Here is a 17170-nt window from a genome sequence, read left to right on the forward strand (position 1 = left end):
TTGTAACCCTACAAAGATGACGGCTGCTACCGCATCAGCTGCATTCCAGGGGTGGTCAGTTTCGCCCGGAATCCCTGGTCAGTTTGCCCCGGAATGGGGTGGTCAGTTTACGCCGGAACGCCTGACCTCTTTAAGACAGAACACCTGGTCATTTTCAGCAGAATACCCAGCAAATGCCAATGCGACTAAAAATATGCTTAATAGTTTTTTCATAAGTCTTTTACGTAAAATTTAATTGATTTCAATGATTTTGCTTTTCGCTCGTGCCCTTTGAACCAACTCCCTGATCGTATCATTAATGTTGGATTGTCTTATGCCGGTGAGCGCAACAACAACGTCCTGCTTATCGGTAGTAATGAGGGTCAAGGTCATGATTTTTAATAAACGCATGACAATATTCTGTTTGATAATATAATCCTTGACCCTGTATAATTCAAGCGTAATAAGGGTATAATTGAACATCCCGGTTCTCACCTTTAAGGTTTCTTCCGAAAGGATGTAAACAGTATTACGAATGTAAAAGAACCGATAAAAAGCCATTGCCAAAACGACAATTGCAGGTAAACAAAGTATGTTTAACCAAAAAGCCCCGACCAATAATGCTACCGTCATAATTAGCAGTCCTAAGACTGATAACAAACAGTAGGATATGGTGGGGCTGATCTGCAAGTACCGTTCCTTATCAGGGATACCGATACTTCTCATATTACCTGCTTCGCTGATAGCTTCGTTCTTCCTGATTCTGAACTTTTATATCCTGGGGCTTATCATAAACCAGCTTCAAATCTTTATCATAAAGACTTAAATTTTTATATTGAGGGCTTGCCGCAACAAACGCCTTTTCTTCGCCTCCGTTCTTTTCAAGCGTTACCGCTTGAAGATTCCCGCGCCTTAAGGATGCCATTAAAGATTCGCGCCTATCCGGGTCATTCAATTCCCTGATCGGGTGGGCGGTCACCGCTTTATCCAGGTCAAACCCGTAATTTTTATAAAATGTCTTAAATTGGTAATCGCCCTGCTCACTTTTCTTTTCAAAATCAAGCTTCAACCAAACCTCTTCCTTATGCTTGGTAACAGGTAGTTCAATCTCTTTGCCTTTGGCATCAAACTGGGCAATTGGAACACCTCTTTCAGTAAGGGTGATATTGGCTGTATTTTTATCTTTAATCAGTTCCTTTATCATTTGCCTTGCTCCGGCCATATCCTGAACATCATAAGGGATATCATCATTTCCTTTATCATTTTTTTGTATAAAGGAATGTATAAGCTGCAAGTTTTGGCGGTCTTTTACAGGTAGTTCTTTAGCATTTTTATCAAAAGCTTTAATTACAACATTATCTTTTCCCTGAATAGCATATTCATTAGTGGCCTTCGTTTTGGCTAATTCCTGAACTTTGGCAACGCCCTCTTGAACCTTTAAAACTTTCGCTATTTCCTGCGCTCCGGCGAAAACGGTTAACCTGTCGGGCACTTCCGCTTTCTTTTGGATGGAACGGCCTGATAAAAGATTATAAGCTTCCTTGGCCGTAATGTCGTTACCGACATTTAGGTTAAAAATCCGGCTTACCGGTTCTTGCATTGTTCCATTAGGGTTGCCTTTTTCCAGTGTAGCCTGATAGTTATTTAGAAAATATTTTTCTGTCGTTTTGCTTTTGCTGAAACGTAATTCATAATTCACTAAATCCTTTGCTACTGCGGTTTTAAACTCTGCGGTAGCACCAAGTGTAAATTTATCTGAACCCTCCTTTAATCGCACCTCTAAAGCCGTATTGAGGTTTTCACCAAACCCCAGGTACTTAAGGCTCTTTTTTAGGTAGTCAAAGTTTTGCTCGTTGAGTTGAGATTTCTTCATATTGAAACTAACATCTTCAAAATTAACAAATCTCTTTTCCTTATCGGTTTGCTGATCGGCAAAATGTCGCATCAAGTACCCTTTTTCATCTACAAAGTAGTAAATATCCCTATCAGGTATTACCAATGCATCAAAAAGAAGGTCGTGTTTGTCTTTATCGGACAATTGGTAGTTATCAATTACATTAGGGATTGAACGTAACTGCTCTACGGATAATTTCGGCTTTTCAATTGTAACGGCCAAAGCGGTATCTTTTTCATACGGCTTTTCAAAAAGCTGCTTTTGTTCATCGGTCGCTTGTATGACCTGAACGGGATTTGGTCTGATTTCCATAATACATAGAATTGAGGTTAATAATCTTAATTGATAGCTCCATAAAAAGCATCAGGGATAGTAGTGGTTATCCTTTTTGCTTGATGGGAATAGGGCAGAGGGGGCAAAAAGATAGGAACGGATAGCCCGCCCAAAGGGGATGCCCAAATGATTGATTTTCGAGCCTTACACGACCGAAACTTTATAATCCTGGCTTAGTGACAGCTTACCGGAAAAAGTATCACCAGAGCCCTTCTTTTTGAATGATTTGATAACGCCTGTACTACCATTTTCACACAACGCAATAACATCGTTTGCTGAAATTTCCTTACCCGAAATCTGCCTCCAAATCACAAAATCGCATTTGATCTGCTGATCTTTAAAATTTGAACACGAGAAAGCTTTTGCGTTACCCAAAATCGAACCTGTTTTACACTTTGGACATTTAGCCACTTCAAAGACGAACTTAGTTTTAAAGTCTTCATCAAGAATTATTTTTGCTCCAAACTCTTTATTCTGCTGACTTATAAAATCTGTCCTGAAATCAGTCGAGCTACCATTCAAAAGCACTTCTGCATCATTTTCTGAAAGCATCACCCCTGCAACATTCCGGCCTATGTACAAATCACAAGCCTTATTTTGAATATAACCTTCACATATAAAAGCTTTTGAGGAAACATGCACCCGCTTACCACACTTAGGACAAGACGTTTGCAATTCTTTATTTTCAAAAACGGGCTTAATTAACCCCTCCTGTATAACCAACTTTGCAGAAAACGGCTTATTATCCCGATTAACCAGGTCATTAAAAAAATCGGTTTCCTTGTCCGTTGCAAGCTGGATAACAATTTCTTTCGTAATATCCTTTCCGAAATAAGACTTGTAAATTGTAAAGCTGCATTTATCATCTACGCTTTTAAAGTGGTTACACATATAACTACTTGCGCCCTCAATCAAGTCACCTTGCTTACAAACAGGGCATTTGGCTACTTTTTCCATAATGAAATTTGTATGTTGATATTTTGATATCTTGGTATCAGTAGAATTAATACTGGTTTTTTTGGGCTAAGTAGCCCAGGAATGAACCATATTCCTTTTTTGAAGGCTTATGCGCTTTTAGGTTAGGGCGCTTACCGAATAACCGGCAGAAAGAAAAGTAGGAAAATTTATGACGGTCAATTGCTACCGATTTAAGGTTTTCAGCTAATGAAATCTCTGTTACTTGAACCGATTCCTCATTCAGTAAGAAAGAACAATCTTTATTTGATAGCCAGAGCGAAACTTTGCAATCGTAAATTTTACCTAATATATCATTACCGAAAACGGTATGATAACGGACTTTGCCAAACTTATTTTTTAAGATATCAATTTGATACTTTGATGGTCTTACACCTAAAGCGACGAACAGACAATTATTTAAAAAATGAAATTTCAATTCATTTAGGTGAGCGTAGGCAATTGCTTCTACTGCCGAAAAAAAAAGGAAGATATCTTTGGGGTGCTGCTGATCACCAGAAGTCCAAATTCCTATAGAACAGCCTAACTTGCAGGTATGAAAACCAAAAATTTCTTTATCCTTCAATTCGCCGTCCCAATAAAATTTAAAAATTAATCGACCTGCATGATCTGTTATAAAGGAGTTGACGAAAAGGCGTTGGACAGTTGGTCCAACGCCCAATGCTGTTAACTGGGGCACATCAATGTTACCTACCTCTGCCTCTTGATTGTTCAATGTCGTTATCTTCATCATTTACAGCATTAACCTTACCATCATCGGGGTCATTAACGTTCTTTTCGTTCATAACATCATCAGCATCTTTCGTGCGTAAGGTGTTCAACTGTGCAGGTTCCATTGCAGAGGCATTACTAAATTCATGCTTCACCACATTAAGTTCATTAGCTATGGATTTATCGTTTGGAAATTTCTGTTGTTTGCGCTCCAATTGCTTTTCCACTTCCTTTAAAGCTGTTAAATAGCCGGTTGAATATGATTTTTCTTCGGCAGTTTCCCTACCCATTAATCGGGCAATGCCGGTAACTAAAAGATAGCTTATACCGCCATCTAAAAGGACGGACAGTACCAGGGCGTTACGATTCGAACGTAGGCCGTTTTTATCCGAAGTTCGGTATTGCACTTCCGTTCCATCTGATAAAGTGATTATTTCGCCTTCTCTAAGCTTGCGCTTTTTTTCCGGGCTAATGACTTCATTGTTGATAGCTTCGGGCAGCTTGATTTTTCGGGGGTCGTAGCTTAAAAACTGGTTAGTCAATTTATCAAACTCGATAATTTCTGAGGTGGCGTTACCTTCTCTATCAATAACCTCTTTTTTTATATTCGGCAAATGGCCGTTTACAAGCTGCTCATGTTCCTGCTCATTAAGCAGGGGATGCTTTTGAACATCCTTGTAAACTGGGTCGATGCGTAATTTATTTTCGCCGTTTTCCGCAACTACAGATAGTCGGGCCTCTATAGCTTCAATCTCAAAACCATTATCTCCTTTAACGTTTTTAAGCTCCACAAGGTCAGTCATGTTTCCTCGTTTGAGGGCATTTAAATTATCACTGTCAATATCAAGTGAACCGCCTTTGTACAAGCCTACTCGTTCCAGGTCTTTAAGGGGCAGTTGATTTTCTAATACTTCTTTCATGTTATTAAGTGTTTATGGTTAGATTTTACGTTTATAGCTACTGTCTTCCGAAGCAGCTAAAATCTTATCGGTCGCTATGTTATAATCATTCTCCCTCTCGGTCGAAATACTATAATTGGGGCTTTTCGCTTGCGATTTTTCAGATTCAATAACAGAAACTGATTTCCTGTTATCTCTTTTAGCTTCGACCAATGATTTAAAAAGCCCGTCATTAGGGGTAAGCTGTATTTTATGCTTATTGCTTAAATCCTCAATAAGAAAATCCTTCTTATTAGCTTCTAACACTTTATAAGTGGTGGAATTATACTTGATTTCATCCCCCTTTTGCAATGTATGTGGGTTAAATTCAATAGCCTTATTACTTTCTTGCTTAAGGTCAATTTTCTGCTCGAAAGCCATCACAAAATCAAATATCCGCTGTGCATCCGCTGCGGCCGCATGGATTTCATAAGGGGTATCAGTTAATATCTGTATCCAGTTGTCTACATAGGCGATGTGCTGTTTAGGGTCATGACCTATCTTAAGTTCGTTCCCTAAAATCATAGAAGCGATCTCTGCCCTTAATTCTTCCCTTGCATAATCAGGGGTTCCGAATTTGTTTACTAAATCGCGGTCAAGCCTGGTGTGGTGTCCTGTCCAATGGCCTAATTCATGTAGAGCAGTGGAATAGTAGCGGTCGGCAGTTTCAAACTGTTTTCTATCGGGCAATTGTATCCTATCAAAAAGCGGGGCGTAATATGCCTTATCCCCGGCCACATGTTCAATCTTTGCACCCGATGCTTTAAGGATATTTTCAGCCCTTGCAACTTTTTCCCATAAGTCGATATCTTTAACCTGGCGCTCGGGTAATGGTGGGATACCTTTTATTTGCTCTGCATTAAAAACCCAAGCTTTGGTGACAATTGGGTTTGATAATTCAACTTTGATTTTCACTGGATGCCCTTTGTCGTCGAGTACTGGCCGTTTATTTTCATCAAGCTTCGTTCGCAAATCATGGGTTTTTACAAAATTTATCATAAATCCTTTTGCGCCTTTTTGAACCTGCCACCCTTCACTTTCTGCCTGTTTGAATGTTGCCCAACGAGGGTCAGAATAGGGACTAAATAAATGCAGATAGAGTGCATTTAAGCCTTTGTATGGATTACCGGTAACGGCATTATATGGCATGCTATAATCAGTCCCTGCGCTGTTCCAGGGCTTTTGCCAAGGTGCTACACCTTCTTTAAGTTGCTCAATTATCTTTTCAGCAACCAGTTCGTACATTTTCTTATTATCAGTTGCCATGTGTTGCCTCCTTTCCTTCGTCTTCCAAATCTTCATCAGGTAGCACGTCTGCAACGTCTACCCCGTATAATTCGGCCTCGGCTTTCGTAAGCTCAACACTGGCCCCATCTGCTACAAGCTGTAATTTATGCTGTAGCGAATGTTCAGTTTTGTTTCTAATTGACATATTCGGTGGTTTGCGTTAAAAATTTGGTTAGTTCATCTTTTCTGTTTACAGAAAGTATTTCTTTTAAGAAGGGCAGGGGATTGATGCTTTGCCCTTTATATTTGACAATGAAGTGCAGATGCTCACCGGTAACTCGTCCTGTTCGTCCACTTATGCCAATGATTGTTCCCGCTTTAACTAAATCACCGGCTTTGACGAACCTTACTGAAAGATGGCCGTAAATGGTTTCATATAAACCATGATTGATTACAATGTAGTTTCCAATGCTATTATCATAACTTGAAGCTATAACGGTGCCATGAAGCACTGAATAGATTTCTGCTTTACGTGCGGATAGGTCTACACCATTATGAAATTTGATGTTCCCTAATATTGGATGGATTCGATATCCAAACCCTGATCTTAAGATGATACTTGTTAAAGGCAGGGCCGAAAGTAGCAGGGGTTCACGTTCAGGTAAAAAATTGGATGAATAAACAGTATCCTTTGTAACTTTCACTTTCGTGGCCGTATCCCTTGGGATATCAACTTTCTTCACTTCAATAGAGTTGATCTGTTCAACGCTAACTATCGAATTGAACTGTTGGGAATAAGCATTTACGGCAAAAAGAAAAAGGATAATGAAAGAGAAATTAAATACTTTCATAACCATTACTATCAAAAAGGTGAGTGATCAACCGGTCGGCCAACAAAAATTACTATCACTTTTGCGGTACTTGGTTGGCTGCAGAGAACCGGAATACTATCATTAATTAATTTCCGGAAGATCTGCTAATTTTTAATTTGCTATCAAAAGCAGCTGAGGATCTTTTTGCCGGCACGAAATTTTGCTATCAGTAATTCGTCTGGCCTGATCGGTGGATGCTCCAAGTTTAATGTGATAGCAAAAGATTGGCATAATGTTCAATAATACCGTCTACCTCTTTTCGGATTTTAAGAAAATTGGCATTCAAGGTTTGCGCTTTTTTACCTTTAAAATCATAAAAAGTGGGCAACTCCCTGTAGTTCTTTTCTTCCCTCTTAATTTCGTCCAGATTGAGATTAACTTTGCAATGAATATTTGATGTAGTATATTTTCCATTATAATCACTACTTACATCTGCTGCAAGTAATCCAACTAATTCACCAGTGCCTAATTGGGCAATCTTTCCGGCAGGTATCAATGGCTCATATTTCTCATTAAGGGATACCGACGTTTTTGAACGGTCAATGCTTAAGCCTTCGCCTATCTGCTTCTTCTTACCAAATAGGCGCTCTAACCATTCTAACGTTTCTTTATTCCGTACTGAACCCGATATAACGTTTCCAATAACGGCGGTCATAGTTGTAGCCGTATCCTTACCCTGTAACTGCTTTAATTGCGGTAATTCTTGTAAACCCAACAAAACGGCCACCTTATTACTACGTGCCGTAGAAATCAAATTTTCGACTTTATGAATAAACAGTGTTGGTGCTTCATCCGCAATTATGGCAGTCGGTAAATTTCCCTTGGTATTTATCAATCTTGTAAGACGGTTTACAACTACTGAATAACAGGTTGAATTGATATTTTGGGTTGCTGGGCTATTCGCTAATATCAGTAACGAAGGACTTTGAGGGTCGCTAATCTTCAAATTGAAATCGTCACCTGAAAATACCCAAGCGGTTTCCTCTGTGTTCAGCCTCGAGATAAAGATTTTCAAAGTACCAATTTGGCCCTCCAACTGATCGTATGCTTTTTTTTGCAAAGCCGATGCAAAAGGGGATAACAAGCTTTCCAGTACCGGGTATGTGTTTAAGCAAGTAAATATTTCTTCATACGTCCTGTTCAGGAACGCAAGCAGATGTGCAAATGTCGAATATTTACCACCTTCATGCCTGGAAACAAAATAGATGCAGGATGCCAAAAAGTTGACTGCGGATTGGGTAAAAAACTTTTCACTGCCTCCGTTACTATCGCTTTTCTGCAAGCTTTCTACAATGGCCTCTGCCGTTTCGGAAGCATCAGCCAAGGTTGCAATATAGTCCGCGCGTAATGGGTTGATTCTACGGCTTTTTTCGACCTGATCTAAGTTAATTACATTAAATTGGTAGTCCCTTGACTTCCCATGTTGTTTAGCCAAAAGATAATGATAATAGGCTATCTGCCCTAAATCGGGAAACTTAAAATCGTAAAGGCACATGGTATAGCCTTTGTCAATCATCTGTCGGATAAAAGGATTCACAACGCCAAAAGATTTACCTGAACCTGGGGTTCCTATTAGAATTGTTCCTCTAAATGGATTAACCACATTGATAAATCCGTTATGCACTTTCTTTTTATAGTAAAACTGCATCGGTATATTTACGGAATATGGGGTTATATCTGGCTTTATGGGCTGCATAAAGCTTTCACCCTCAATGTTCCATTCATCCTTACCAAATCCGCTGTGAATGATTTTAGAAACGTTATCCATTGAAGTATGGATAAAAACCGCTCCCACTAATGAAGCAATACAAAATCCGATGCTGTACCACGAGGTATAAGGAAACACATCCTTCCCCTGTTGATGGAGAAACCATATGCTGCCAAAAAACAATAGTAGACCAAAGCACAACGGATAAGCAATATGTTTCTTCGGGTCTAAGTCGAGTTTCTTTTTACTTAGCGTACCAATGGATACTAAACAGATAATGATTAGGGTGGTAAACTTGCTGTAAAAGATGTTTTTATAAATAGCTAAATGGGTTATTCTCTCGAACAAATGGGCAAACCCGTTACCATACTTACCGGAAATGAACACCCTATCTGCATAAACAAAAACAACGATCTCGAGAAAAACCAGTAGGTACACCGCAAACTGTAGCATACCATGAAGCTTCTGTAATTCCTTCTTTTCTTCCATTTTTATAAAATTTGAGATATAAAAAAGGGCGGCAATTGCTTACCACCCTTTACCTGAATACCGCTTTTTACGGCTTGTGATTGAGATTGTATAACACAACTTTACAGATTTCAAAAAGCATCAGTGTCCATAGGAAAGCTGCAATAGTTACAATCGTGGCAACAGTTAAATTCTTCTTTGACCAGTGTTTTAGCTTTTCCTTTTTCGATATTAAGGAACGGTATATGATCGAAAGCAAAGTACCTTCCACCAATAAGAGGCCGAACGCTATTGAGAAAATCACTACGTTGACATTTAACAAATATGGCTCTGCAATCAGGGTAATGATTACTAAGGATACGCCTATAGCAATTAGCCCCAGTTGTGGCAACCTGACAATAGATCGCTGTTCATTAATGTTTTCCATGACGATTAATTTAACGGGATTCTTATACCGGCTTCAATTCCAACCCTCCATCGGTCTTTACCATCACCCCAAAAAGTAAATTGATTTCCGTTTATAATCAGCAGGTCTATCCCGCTGCCTATGCTTTGGGCAAACTCAAATCCAAGCTGAGGGGCTGCAACAAACTTTCGGGTAGTTGTGCCGATTCCTGCCCCGAACCTATACCTAACAGCAGTATTGCCGTTTCTGAACATTACGGGTTTAAGAACAAAACCACCCATAATGCTTTTATAGTCATGGTGCTTGTAGTTTTGGTAATATTCCGCAAACACCTCATTTTGATTAAAATACCTTGTGTTAAAATCGTAGCTCAATGTTCCTGAAAAAGCATTCTTGGCTACCCATCCACCGCGTAAGCTGAAAAACTTCAATCCGTTCTGCGCCTTAACATTTATGGCTGCCATAAATAGAAAGGCAATCAATACTGCCTTCTTCATTATAGTGTGTCTGCGTTGAGGACATCGGAATAGTCAAGTTGTAAGGTAATTACCCGACCTGAAATTTGCTTTTCTGTAAGTTCAATAGCTAAAACCTTATTATCAGGAAAGGTGAATTTTTTAAAGGCAAATATGTTCCTGTATTGTCGCTTAAAAGCCGTTTTATCATAAAGCTGAAATACAGGCTTCACTTCGACTGATTGTACGTTGGTGGCCTTCGTAATGCGCTTATCATCAATTTTAAAACGAAACTCGTCAACATCATATTTAAGGTTCGTACTATTAGTATAACTTACGTCGATGAAAACATAATCATCAACCGTATAGATATTGTTAACCTGCGCCTCCAACCCATAAGCAGCAGAGCGCACCGCATGCGTTTTTGTGCTTTTTTTCAGAGCTTGCAAGGCATAGGCATGCAGGTCATTTTGCGACAGTGGGATAGTGGCAACATTTAAAGGATTCGTATTTTTAGGAAGTATTTCAATTTGGGTTTGAACACTTTCCTCGTTTTGGGAATACCAAATGTCATATTGTGCAATGAATTTTTCACCAACGATGGTAACGATGCCCAGGCTGCGGTTTACAAAACCGTAATGACCTCCACTATCAGGTATGAATTTTAACCTTAAAACATTCTTTACAGGCAAATCACCTTTCATGCTTTTAGTGGAAATATCAGCATATTGAATAGGCTCGGGTGATACAAAGTGTAATGATACCCCTTCTGTAATGTAAATTTTCTCTAATTTACTTTTCTGTAAAGTACCATCTTTAATTTTTCCTTGCGAATAGCCGTTAAGGGCTAAAAGAATTATCATTGAGAGAAAAATAAGTGTCTTTTTCATGGCTATGCTTAATAGTTTTGCTGTTGTTGTTTTAGTTCGTCCGGGTCAATCAGGTACACATAAGTACTGTATTTCAACTTTGCTTTATTTTGTCTGATCAGTTTTGAAATAGCAGTAGATGTTGAGGTGAATAGTTTAGATAGAGCGCTCATGTAAAGCTGATTTGCGCTTGATGGGTCTTGCTGCATTTGAATGCTTGAACCTAAATCACTAACCTCTTTCGTAAAGGCTCGGAACGCGGATGCCGGAACATAAAGCCCCTGCATTCCATCCAAGTCAAATATTTCGAGTTTGACAGGCAAAATCTTATCATCTGTCATTACGGATGTGACAGTAAGCTTAACCCTTTGTTGGTCAAAACCCGATATTAGCGCATAGATATAAGTGCCTTTCTTAATCAAGTGCCTACCTGCCTTGATATCCTCCAATAAACGGATACGAACCCTTGAACCCGCGTAACCTGTAACCGTCTGATCAATGATAGCTTTAATGAAATCATTCTTTTTTGCTACTTGAACCGTATTAAAATCATCATCAACATCAGAAGCTTTAGCAACATCAAGCTTTGGCATTTTAGCGGCTTCCTTATCCACTTTATTTAATAAATCGTCTTTCTTCTTTTGTGCTTTTAAATCGGGGTCGTTTGCTTTACCAACGCTGTCAATGAGCTTCATTTGCTCTCTGAATAAAACCATCGGATCATCATACTTACCGCTGGCGTTCCTGCTGCTCGGTTGCATTCTCCCGTTATTAGCACCTCCTTGTAAATTGGATAAAGCTTTAGCAAGTTCCCTATCTTCATTACTCATTGAATTTCCGCTTCCGCGATTTTGGTAAGCTGACATACTTTGAGGGCCGGAACTTCTTGCTGTAGTCATATAAGTACCTCGTTGATTCGTATAGTTTGGCTGACCATATTTAGCTTTGTAAGCAGCATCGATGCTATCAAGGGTTCGTTTTTCCTGGTCATTATAATTCCCTTGCAATTGAGCGCTGGCGGTTGGGTCTTCATCCAGTGTTCCCACTGCGGTATACCCATCACCGTTTTTATATTTGTTTTTGAAAGCATCGAGCTTGTTGCCTAAATCTTTTTTTTTGATATCGTCAGAAACACTGGCAACATTAGATTGCAGTTCAGGCTTGTTTTCCACTTTCTTTTCTTCGTCTTTACTAAAGGATTTATAGGAGTAAAAGAGTATGAATAGAAAGGGCAGTAAGATTATCGGAATAACATACTTGGGCTTTTTAAAATCTATTTTCATCACTTCTTTGCTTTAAGGGTTTTGTTACTCTGTTCCAGTTGTGAAATAGCCTTTTCCAAAAAGACTGTATCAGCATGGGTTAATTTGGGCTTCTTTAATACCTGTTCTACCTGCTTTCTTAAAGTGTTTAAATCGGATATTTGGGTTCCCAGGTCAATTATCTGCCCGACACCACCTGTAACTTGGTCGGTTACGTTTGCTGTGCCTTTAAAGAAATCAGGCATATTGGCTTTTTGCCGGTGACTGGGCGTAAAAATTAAAAAGCATACTATGGCCGATATAAATATCAAAGCCACCATACCGATAAATATTTGTTTTGGATAGGTGTTCACTAACCTGTTTCGGGTGTGTGCTGCCATTTTAAAATATGGCTCGAACTCCTTTCGTATCTCCTTTGCAACTGTTGCATCAGGGTCAACATTAGAACTGATTTTTTTGAACATTGCTTAAGTCTTTATTTTCAAGTGTTTTCCAATTGGTGATCAGGACACCATGCGGATTATTGTCACTGCGTGGTATATCCTTTAAGCTGCCGGTAGTGATAAGCGAACGGGTAACCGTTGAACTACGCCTATCAATGGTCTGCTTTCCATAATAAATAAATCGCTTGTTCACCATATCAAGCTGAATGCTGTCAGTTTGGAGAGTGAGTACGGAACTGGAAGATAGGATAGAGTTAAAAAAGCCCTTTTCCTTAAGATTATTGTATTGTAAGGCTCCACTTTCATCAATTAGATACATAGCCCGTTTCATTTGATATTCTATATATTTATCATCAGGCGTTAGTGAAAAAAATATGGAGTGAAAAAGGTCAACGTGTGCCCGATACTCGGCAGGGCGGTTCATCTGCATATTCGTTTGCTTTGCAAGGATGGGGACGTTGTTATCAAGTATGTAGATACTCTCCCTTGCTTTTGCAACTTGACTATAGGAACTAACAGAAACGATAATCACAATGATTATCGAAGTAACAAAGCTGCCCAGTGCAACAAAAAGGGCAAGCTTTATTTTATTTTCAATGTTTTTGATTAGCATACTCAAATGGGTTTAAATAAAAAGGGCTTGAATTTCTTCAAGCCCCCTTTTCGATGTGTATTATGAGGTTTATCTTTTAAATACCGCTGAGGATGCCATACGTCCAACTTGTGAACCTGAACGGGCGGCTGTAGAGGCAGCGGAAGTAATACCCGAAGTTGAAATAATCCAGGTGCTGATACTTGGTACAGTAGTGATAGCTATTGCACCTACCAAAAAGGTAACTATAACAAGACCAAAAGACAAAATTCCGTTTCCGGCAAACCAAGCCATTTTTTCCATGCTATCGGTACTGTTACCCAGGAGCGTTTTGTATTTTTCAATCTCTACTTGCATGGCATACTTTTGAAGCATTCCCACTATATAAAGGATTAAGTAAGCAATACCCACATATAGATTAACTGAAACAAAGCGGGCTATCCATGTAGAAAATGCATCCCTGAATGCAGGTAGTACACTAACTGCTACTGAAAACGGGCCAAGTATGACCAGTACAGTAGAATAAATGATTTGGAGCATAAAAACGATGTATACACAAATTCGCAAAATCCATAACCCTATTAACTCCAACGCCTGAGTTAAAAGTAACTGCAAACTGGTTTGCATACGGATTTTCATTTCAACTATTGGATTGTAAATGTTATCGGCAAAAAAGCCTTTGACACTTTCCACTATTTGCTGACCTACTCCCTTATTGGTTTCCTTGGCCTCGTCTGCCGCTATTTCAGTTTTCGCTTGAAAAGTCATTAACTGATCGCCAACCTGTATCATCAGCCCTGCGCGTTCAAAACGCATAGCGTTAATCTCGTCCTGCTGTTCTCCAAACATTCCCTCTGCCTTTGCAGCTACTAAATCTGTAGGATAAGCCACTACTCGGCAAAAAACACCCCACCACATAATGACCATCATCAGCCCGAAGGGTCTTAGTAAGGGCATTACTTCAAACTGCTTATCTCCGGACATCATTTCATAAGATTTAATGGAAAAGAAGATGAGCATGAAAATACAAGCTAAACCTTGCGCATCATATATGAAGGCTGCAAAGTTGCCAAAAGCGTAATCCCGCATGCCCTCAAAAAATGACATAACGGGTCGGTCGTATACTCCGTTGCCTTGCAAAAAGCTGACCGCATCTTTATATTGTTCGCTATTAACAGGCGTTTGAGCATTAACGCTTAAACAATTGAATACCCCGACTATCAGGATAAACAGTAATCGTAACTTCTTTTTCATGGGGTCAGCGCTTTGCGTTTGTTCAAAATATCCTTCATAATTTCATCATCTGTCTTAGAGGTAGTTCCATTGAAGTAGGTACTGCCTTTGGTATTTTTATTCTTCATTTTCTCCTGATAAGCCAACATCATTTGTGCGGACGAAAGCTTGTACTTCCAGTTCCCGCTGATTTTTCGGTATTCTAACAGGATACGATGGTAAAGTAAAATGCGCTGGCCCCGGTCAAGATCGACCTTCCTTGCATTATCAAACCGTTCCTTCAAGCTGTTCATTTCAGTTAAATACCAGTTATAAGCTCCGCTTTCTCCCATGTAGTTGATAACATTGGCAGAAACGTTCTTAAAAGCGTTAGCCTCTATGTTATCCAAGGGGGCAAGCTCTTTTTTATAGTACAAATTATATAGTGGGTCTAAGCCGGAAACGGCACCAGAGTAATTAGCTAATTCTGTAATTGCGGTATTTCGTAAAGTATCCGCTTCCTTTTTGTAATAATTTGAAGTAACCTGCATAGCTGCTGCTAAGGCAAGTCGCTGTGTTTGCTCCCCACCTGCCCGAAGTGGCCGTAAATCCGGCCCATTTTTATAATCAGGCATCAATAACCAGGTTAGAGCATAGGCATAGTAGGAGCCGGGATTGTACCATTTAAATTCAGGTTTGAATTTATTTTTATCCCATTGCTTATATACCATTCGTTCTTCTTGGTATATATTAGCTTCATCCCTTATAACCATTTGGCCGAAGCCTGTTAAACTAAATGTGATAAGGAGAATTAATATCGTTAGCGTTTTCATAGGCAATTATTTTAGCATACGTCTTTTTCTTAAAATATCATCGACAATTGAGAAGTCTTTCTCGAGGTACTGGCTGTAGGGGTTTATGCTTTTTATTACGCCTCTCATTTTTGCCCAATACATGTTTTGCCTTATGGTGTACATCAGGGCATTCATTATTTGAAGTTCCGTAATAACCTTTCGCATAAGTTCATCCCGAACGTTATAATTCATCAGGACGTTTTCTTTTTGCTGTAGGACTATGTTTGATACATCCGCTACCACCTTTAACCCCCTGGTCTTCATTTGTTGGGTAGCATCTTCTGCAAATAGCAGCAATTCGGGATTTCCTTTTGCCAACTCCATAGCATCACTGCTATACCTGAAAATATCATTAATCAGATATCCCATTTGCTTTACCTGTATAGCATCTTTGAAAGCTTCATTGATCTCTGTTAATGAACGATGTATCATTGTTTGAACTAAGGTGACACTGGTAAGATTAACAGCGATATCATCCGTATTCTTCCTTATTTGTTCAAGCGAAGCCTGGTAAGCCAACTCTGCGGAAAGACGAGTAGCGCCATTGGAATTAACAATGGCTAAATGGCCGGGGTCAAACACCACTCTTTGAGCGTAGCCCTGCTTAAATACAAGAAAAAGGACTATGAGGGTAAATAGCTGCTTCATTGTTTGAGAATTTTTGCGTTATTCATTATTTGGTCAACTACGCCCATTTCCCTATTTATATAATCTGAAAACGGGTCATTTCCCCGGCTCTTTAATACGGCAGCTTGTAATGATCTTGCTACCCCTCCTGACAAATAGGAAATAGTTTTTAATTCGTCTATGATGAAACCAAAAAGGATTCTTCTGTCACTTACCTTCATTTGATTTACGTCACCAATAACAGCACATAGTCCAATCAAGTAATTGACAAGTGAATTAGCGCGTTGCACAAATATTATCTCACTGTCCATTGCAACAGGCAATAGTACTGGGTCGCTTTGTGCATAAGTGACGATTTGTTGCTGCTCTTTAATGATCTCCCTTACCAGAGGGGTTGCGCTTATGCCTATATTGGCTGCATCAAATACAATACTCATTTTGGCAAACCTTTCCTGAAGGGTTCTGTACTTTGTTTTGACCTGCTGCATTAATCCCCTGTTACTTTCCTCCATAGCCGTAGAATTGCGCTGCTCATTTTTTACATCAATTTGGCGTTTGTTTTCAGATTTGCTGTTATCTACTAATTGATGAAGTAGGGGCACGTTTAATTGCGCCTTAACCTGTAGGGTAAATGCCGCTACAAGCAAGCTTAATAGGTATCTTTTCATAGCGCATTACTTTAAATATTTACGTTTTCGGAGAATATCATTCATAATCTGCTCGTCCATATTGACATATCCTTGGAATGGATTTAATGAACGCAAAACCCCTCTCATTTGAGCATAGTACATAGCGCGGTACATTCCGTAGGTTAATGATCTTAGGATTAGCATTTCTGTAAGTACCTTATGTATCAGTTTTGCTCTTTCTCCGCTGTCCATAAGATTATCACCACCGCCTTTAAGTGCAAAGGAACTTACCTCTAATGCTAACTTCGTGGCTCTTGTGTAGAAGTAGTTAGCCTGATCTTGGGCAAATACTAATAAAATAGGGTTTTTAGCAGCAACAGCAAGCCCCTTATTTATGTCATCAGTCATACCAATGGTAATTCTTGATATCTCCTGAACATCAGCAAGGTTGGTAAGTATTGAAGATACCTGCGATAACCCTTTGTAAATTTTCGCTTGCATATCATTTACTATACCTAACTGGCCTGTTACGGCCAACTGGCCCCGTTCTACCAATGTTAATTTATCCTTTGTAGCATTCAATTGAGAATTGATAATAGCTGAATGTGCCGCCTGGGTAGCGGATACGGCAGGGTCAATATATAACACTTGCGCTTCGGCCTTCCGCATTAACATAATGCCAAAGCCAAACAGTAATAAAAGTCTAATTTTCATAA

Annotated in this window: 21 protein-coding genes; 1 reads left to right on the top strand and 20 read right to left on the bottom strand. The window is 39.4% G+C overall.

The genetic code is table 11. From position 1 onward, the window contains the following. The first annotated feature begins 16 nt into the window (after window positions 1–16). Window positions 17–235 (top strand): hypothetical protein, encoded by a 219-nt coding sequence (locus tag HH214_RS21515; RefSeq protein ID WP_169611274.1) that lies wholly within the window; start codon window positions 17–19, stop codon window positions 233–235. Here HH214_RS21515 and HH214_RS21520 read toward each other — a convergent pair. From HH214_RS21520 to HH214_RS21615, 20 genes are all read right to left on the bottom strand, one after another. Further along, the gene (locus tag HH214_RS21520; RefSeq protein ID WP_169611275.1) at window positions 232–612 is read right to left on the bottom strand and encodes a PH domain-containing protein; all 381 of its coding nucleotides are present in this window, start codon (window positions 610–612) and stop codon (window positions 232–234) included. The genes HH214_RS21515 and HH214_RS21520 overlap by 4 nt on opposite strands. A 94-nt stretch (window positions 613–706) precedes the next feature. Continuing rightward, on the bottom strand, window positions 707–2185 hold the full coding sequence (locus tag HH214_RS21525) for a hypothetical protein (RefSeq protein ID WP_169611276.1): 1479 nt from the start codon (window positions 2183–2185) through the stop codon (window positions 707–709). Window positions 2186–2350: 165 nt separating this feature from the next. Further along, a complete protein-coding gene (locus tag HH214_RS21530) occupies window positions 2351–3163 on the bottom strand; it encodes a topoisomerase C-terminal repeat-containing protein (RefSeq protein WP_169611277.1) in 813 nt (270 codons plus the stop codon). A gap of 46 nt (window positions 3164–3209) precedes the next feature. After that, entirely contained in the window at window positions 3210–3914 is a 705-nt protein-coding gene (locus tag HH214_RS21535) for a hypothetical protein (RefSeq protein WP_169611278.1), read from the bottom strand. After that, a complete protein-coding gene (locus HH214_RS21540; RefSeq protein ID WP_169611279.1) occupies window positions 3868–4812 on the bottom strand; it encodes a DUF4099 domain-containing protein in 945 nt (314 codons plus the stop codon). Before HH214_RS21540 ends, HH214_RS21535 begins: the two co-directional genes overlap by 47 nt. 18 nt (window positions 4813–4830) lie before the next feature. Next, window positions 4831–6096 (bottom strand): ArdC family protein, encoded by a 1266-nt coding sequence (locus tag HH214_RS21545; RefSeq protein ID WP_169611280.1) that lies wholly within the window; start codon window positions 6094–6096, stop codon window positions 4831–4833. Then, on the bottom strand, window positions 6086–6262 hold the full coding sequence (locus HH214_RS21550; protein ID WP_169611281.1) for a hypothetical protein: 177 nt from the start codon (window positions 6260–6262) through the stop codon (window positions 6086–6088). The genes HH214_RS21545 and HH214_RS21550 overlap by 11 nt, the downstream gene beginning before the upstream one ends. Then, window positions 6252–6908 (bottom strand): M23 family metallopeptidase, encoded by a 657-nt coding sequence (locus HH214_RS21555; protein ID WP_169611282.1) that lies wholly within the window; start codon window positions 6906–6908, stop codon window positions 6252–6254. The genes HH214_RS21550 and HH214_RS21555 overlap by 11 nt, the downstream gene beginning before the upstream one ends. 226 nt (window positions 6909–7134) lie before the next feature. Then, window positions 7135–9126 (bottom strand): type IV secretion system DNA-binding domain-containing protein, encoded by a 1992-nt coding sequence (locus HH214_RS21560; RefSeq protein ID WP_169611283.1) that lies wholly within the window; start codon window positions 9124–9126, stop codon window positions 7135–7137. A gap of 67 nt (window positions 9127–9193) precedes the next feature. Further along, window positions 9194–9532 (bottom strand): hypothetical protein, encoded by a 339-nt coding sequence (locus HH214_RS21565; RefSeq protein ID WP_169611284.1) that lies wholly within the window; start codon window positions 9530–9532, stop codon window positions 9194–9196. Window positions 9533–9537: 5 nt separating this feature from the next. Continuing rightward, a complete protein-coding gene (locus HH214_RS21570) occupies window positions 9538–10008 on the bottom strand; it encodes a hypothetical protein (protein WP_169611285.1) in 471 nt (156 codons plus the stop codon). After that, window positions 10008–10856, bottom strand: a complete 849-nt coding sequence (gene traN, locus HH214_RS21575) for a conjugative transposon protein TraN (protein ID WP_169611286.1) — start codon at window positions 10854–10856, stop codon at window positions 10008–10010. Before traN ends, HH214_RS21570 begins: the two co-directional genes overlap by 1 nt. An 8-nt stretch (window positions 10857–10864) precedes the next feature. After that, window positions 10865–12118 (bottom strand): conjugative transposon protein TraM, encoded by a 1254-nt coding sequence (gene traM / locus HH214_RS21580; RefSeq protein ID WP_169611287.1) that lies wholly within the window; start codon window positions 12116–12118, stop codon window positions 10865–10867. Next, window positions 12118–12561 carry a hypothetical protein gene (locus HH214_RS21585; RefSeq protein ID WP_169611288.1) on the bottom strand — a complete coding sequence of 148 codons (444 nt, stop codon included), beginning with the start codon at window positions 12559–12561 and terminating at the stop codon, window positions 12118–12120. Before HH214_RS21585 ends, traM begins: the two co-directional genes overlap by 1 nt. Continuing rightward, on the bottom strand, window positions 12539–13153 hold the full coding sequence (gene traK, locus HH214_RS21590) for a conjugative transposon protein TraK (RefSeq protein WP_169611289.1): 615 nt from the start codon (window positions 13151–13153) through the stop codon (window positions 12539–12541). The genes HH214_RS21585 and traK overlap by 23 nt, the downstream gene beginning before the upstream one ends. Before the next feature lie 69 nt (window positions 13154–13222). Beyond that, the gene (locus HH214_RS21595) at window positions 13223–14386 is read right to left on the bottom strand and encodes a plasmid transfer protein (RefSeq protein ID WP_169611290.1); all 1164 of its coding nucleotides are present in this window, start codon (window positions 14384–14386) and stop codon (window positions 13223–13225) included. Next, window positions 14383–15177: a hypothetical protein gene (locus tag HH214_RS21600; protein WP_169611291.1), complete on the bottom strand. Its 795-nt coding sequence runs from the start codon at window positions 15175–15177 to the stop codon at window positions 14383–14385. Before HH214_RS21600 ends, HH214_RS21595 begins: the two co-directional genes overlap by 4 nt. A 6-nt stretch (window positions 15178–15183) precedes the next feature. Beyond that, the gene (locus HH214_RS21605) at window positions 15184–15846 is read right to left on the bottom strand and encodes a hypothetical protein (RefSeq protein WP_169611292.1); all 663 of its coding nucleotides are present in this window, start codon (window positions 15844–15846) and stop codon (window positions 15184–15186) included. Beyond that, entirely contained in the window at window positions 15843–16493 is a 651-nt protein-coding gene (locus HH214_RS21610; RefSeq protein WP_169611293.1) for a hypothetical protein, read from the bottom strand. Before HH214_RS21610 ends, HH214_RS21605 begins: the two co-directional genes overlap by 4 nt. A gap of 6 nt (window positions 16494–16499) precedes the next feature. Next, entirely contained in the window at window positions 16500–17168 is a 669-nt protein-coding gene (locus tag HH214_RS21615; RefSeq protein WP_248282290.1) for a hypothetical protein, read from the bottom strand. Window positions 17169–17170 lie beyond the last annotated feature (2 nt).

It is taken from the genome of Mucilaginibacter robiniae, from assembly GCF_012849215.1.
GTDB classification, from domain to species: Bacteria; Bacteroidota; Bacteroidia; order Sphingobacteriales; family Sphingobacteriaceae; genus Mucilaginibacter; species Mucilaginibacter robiniae.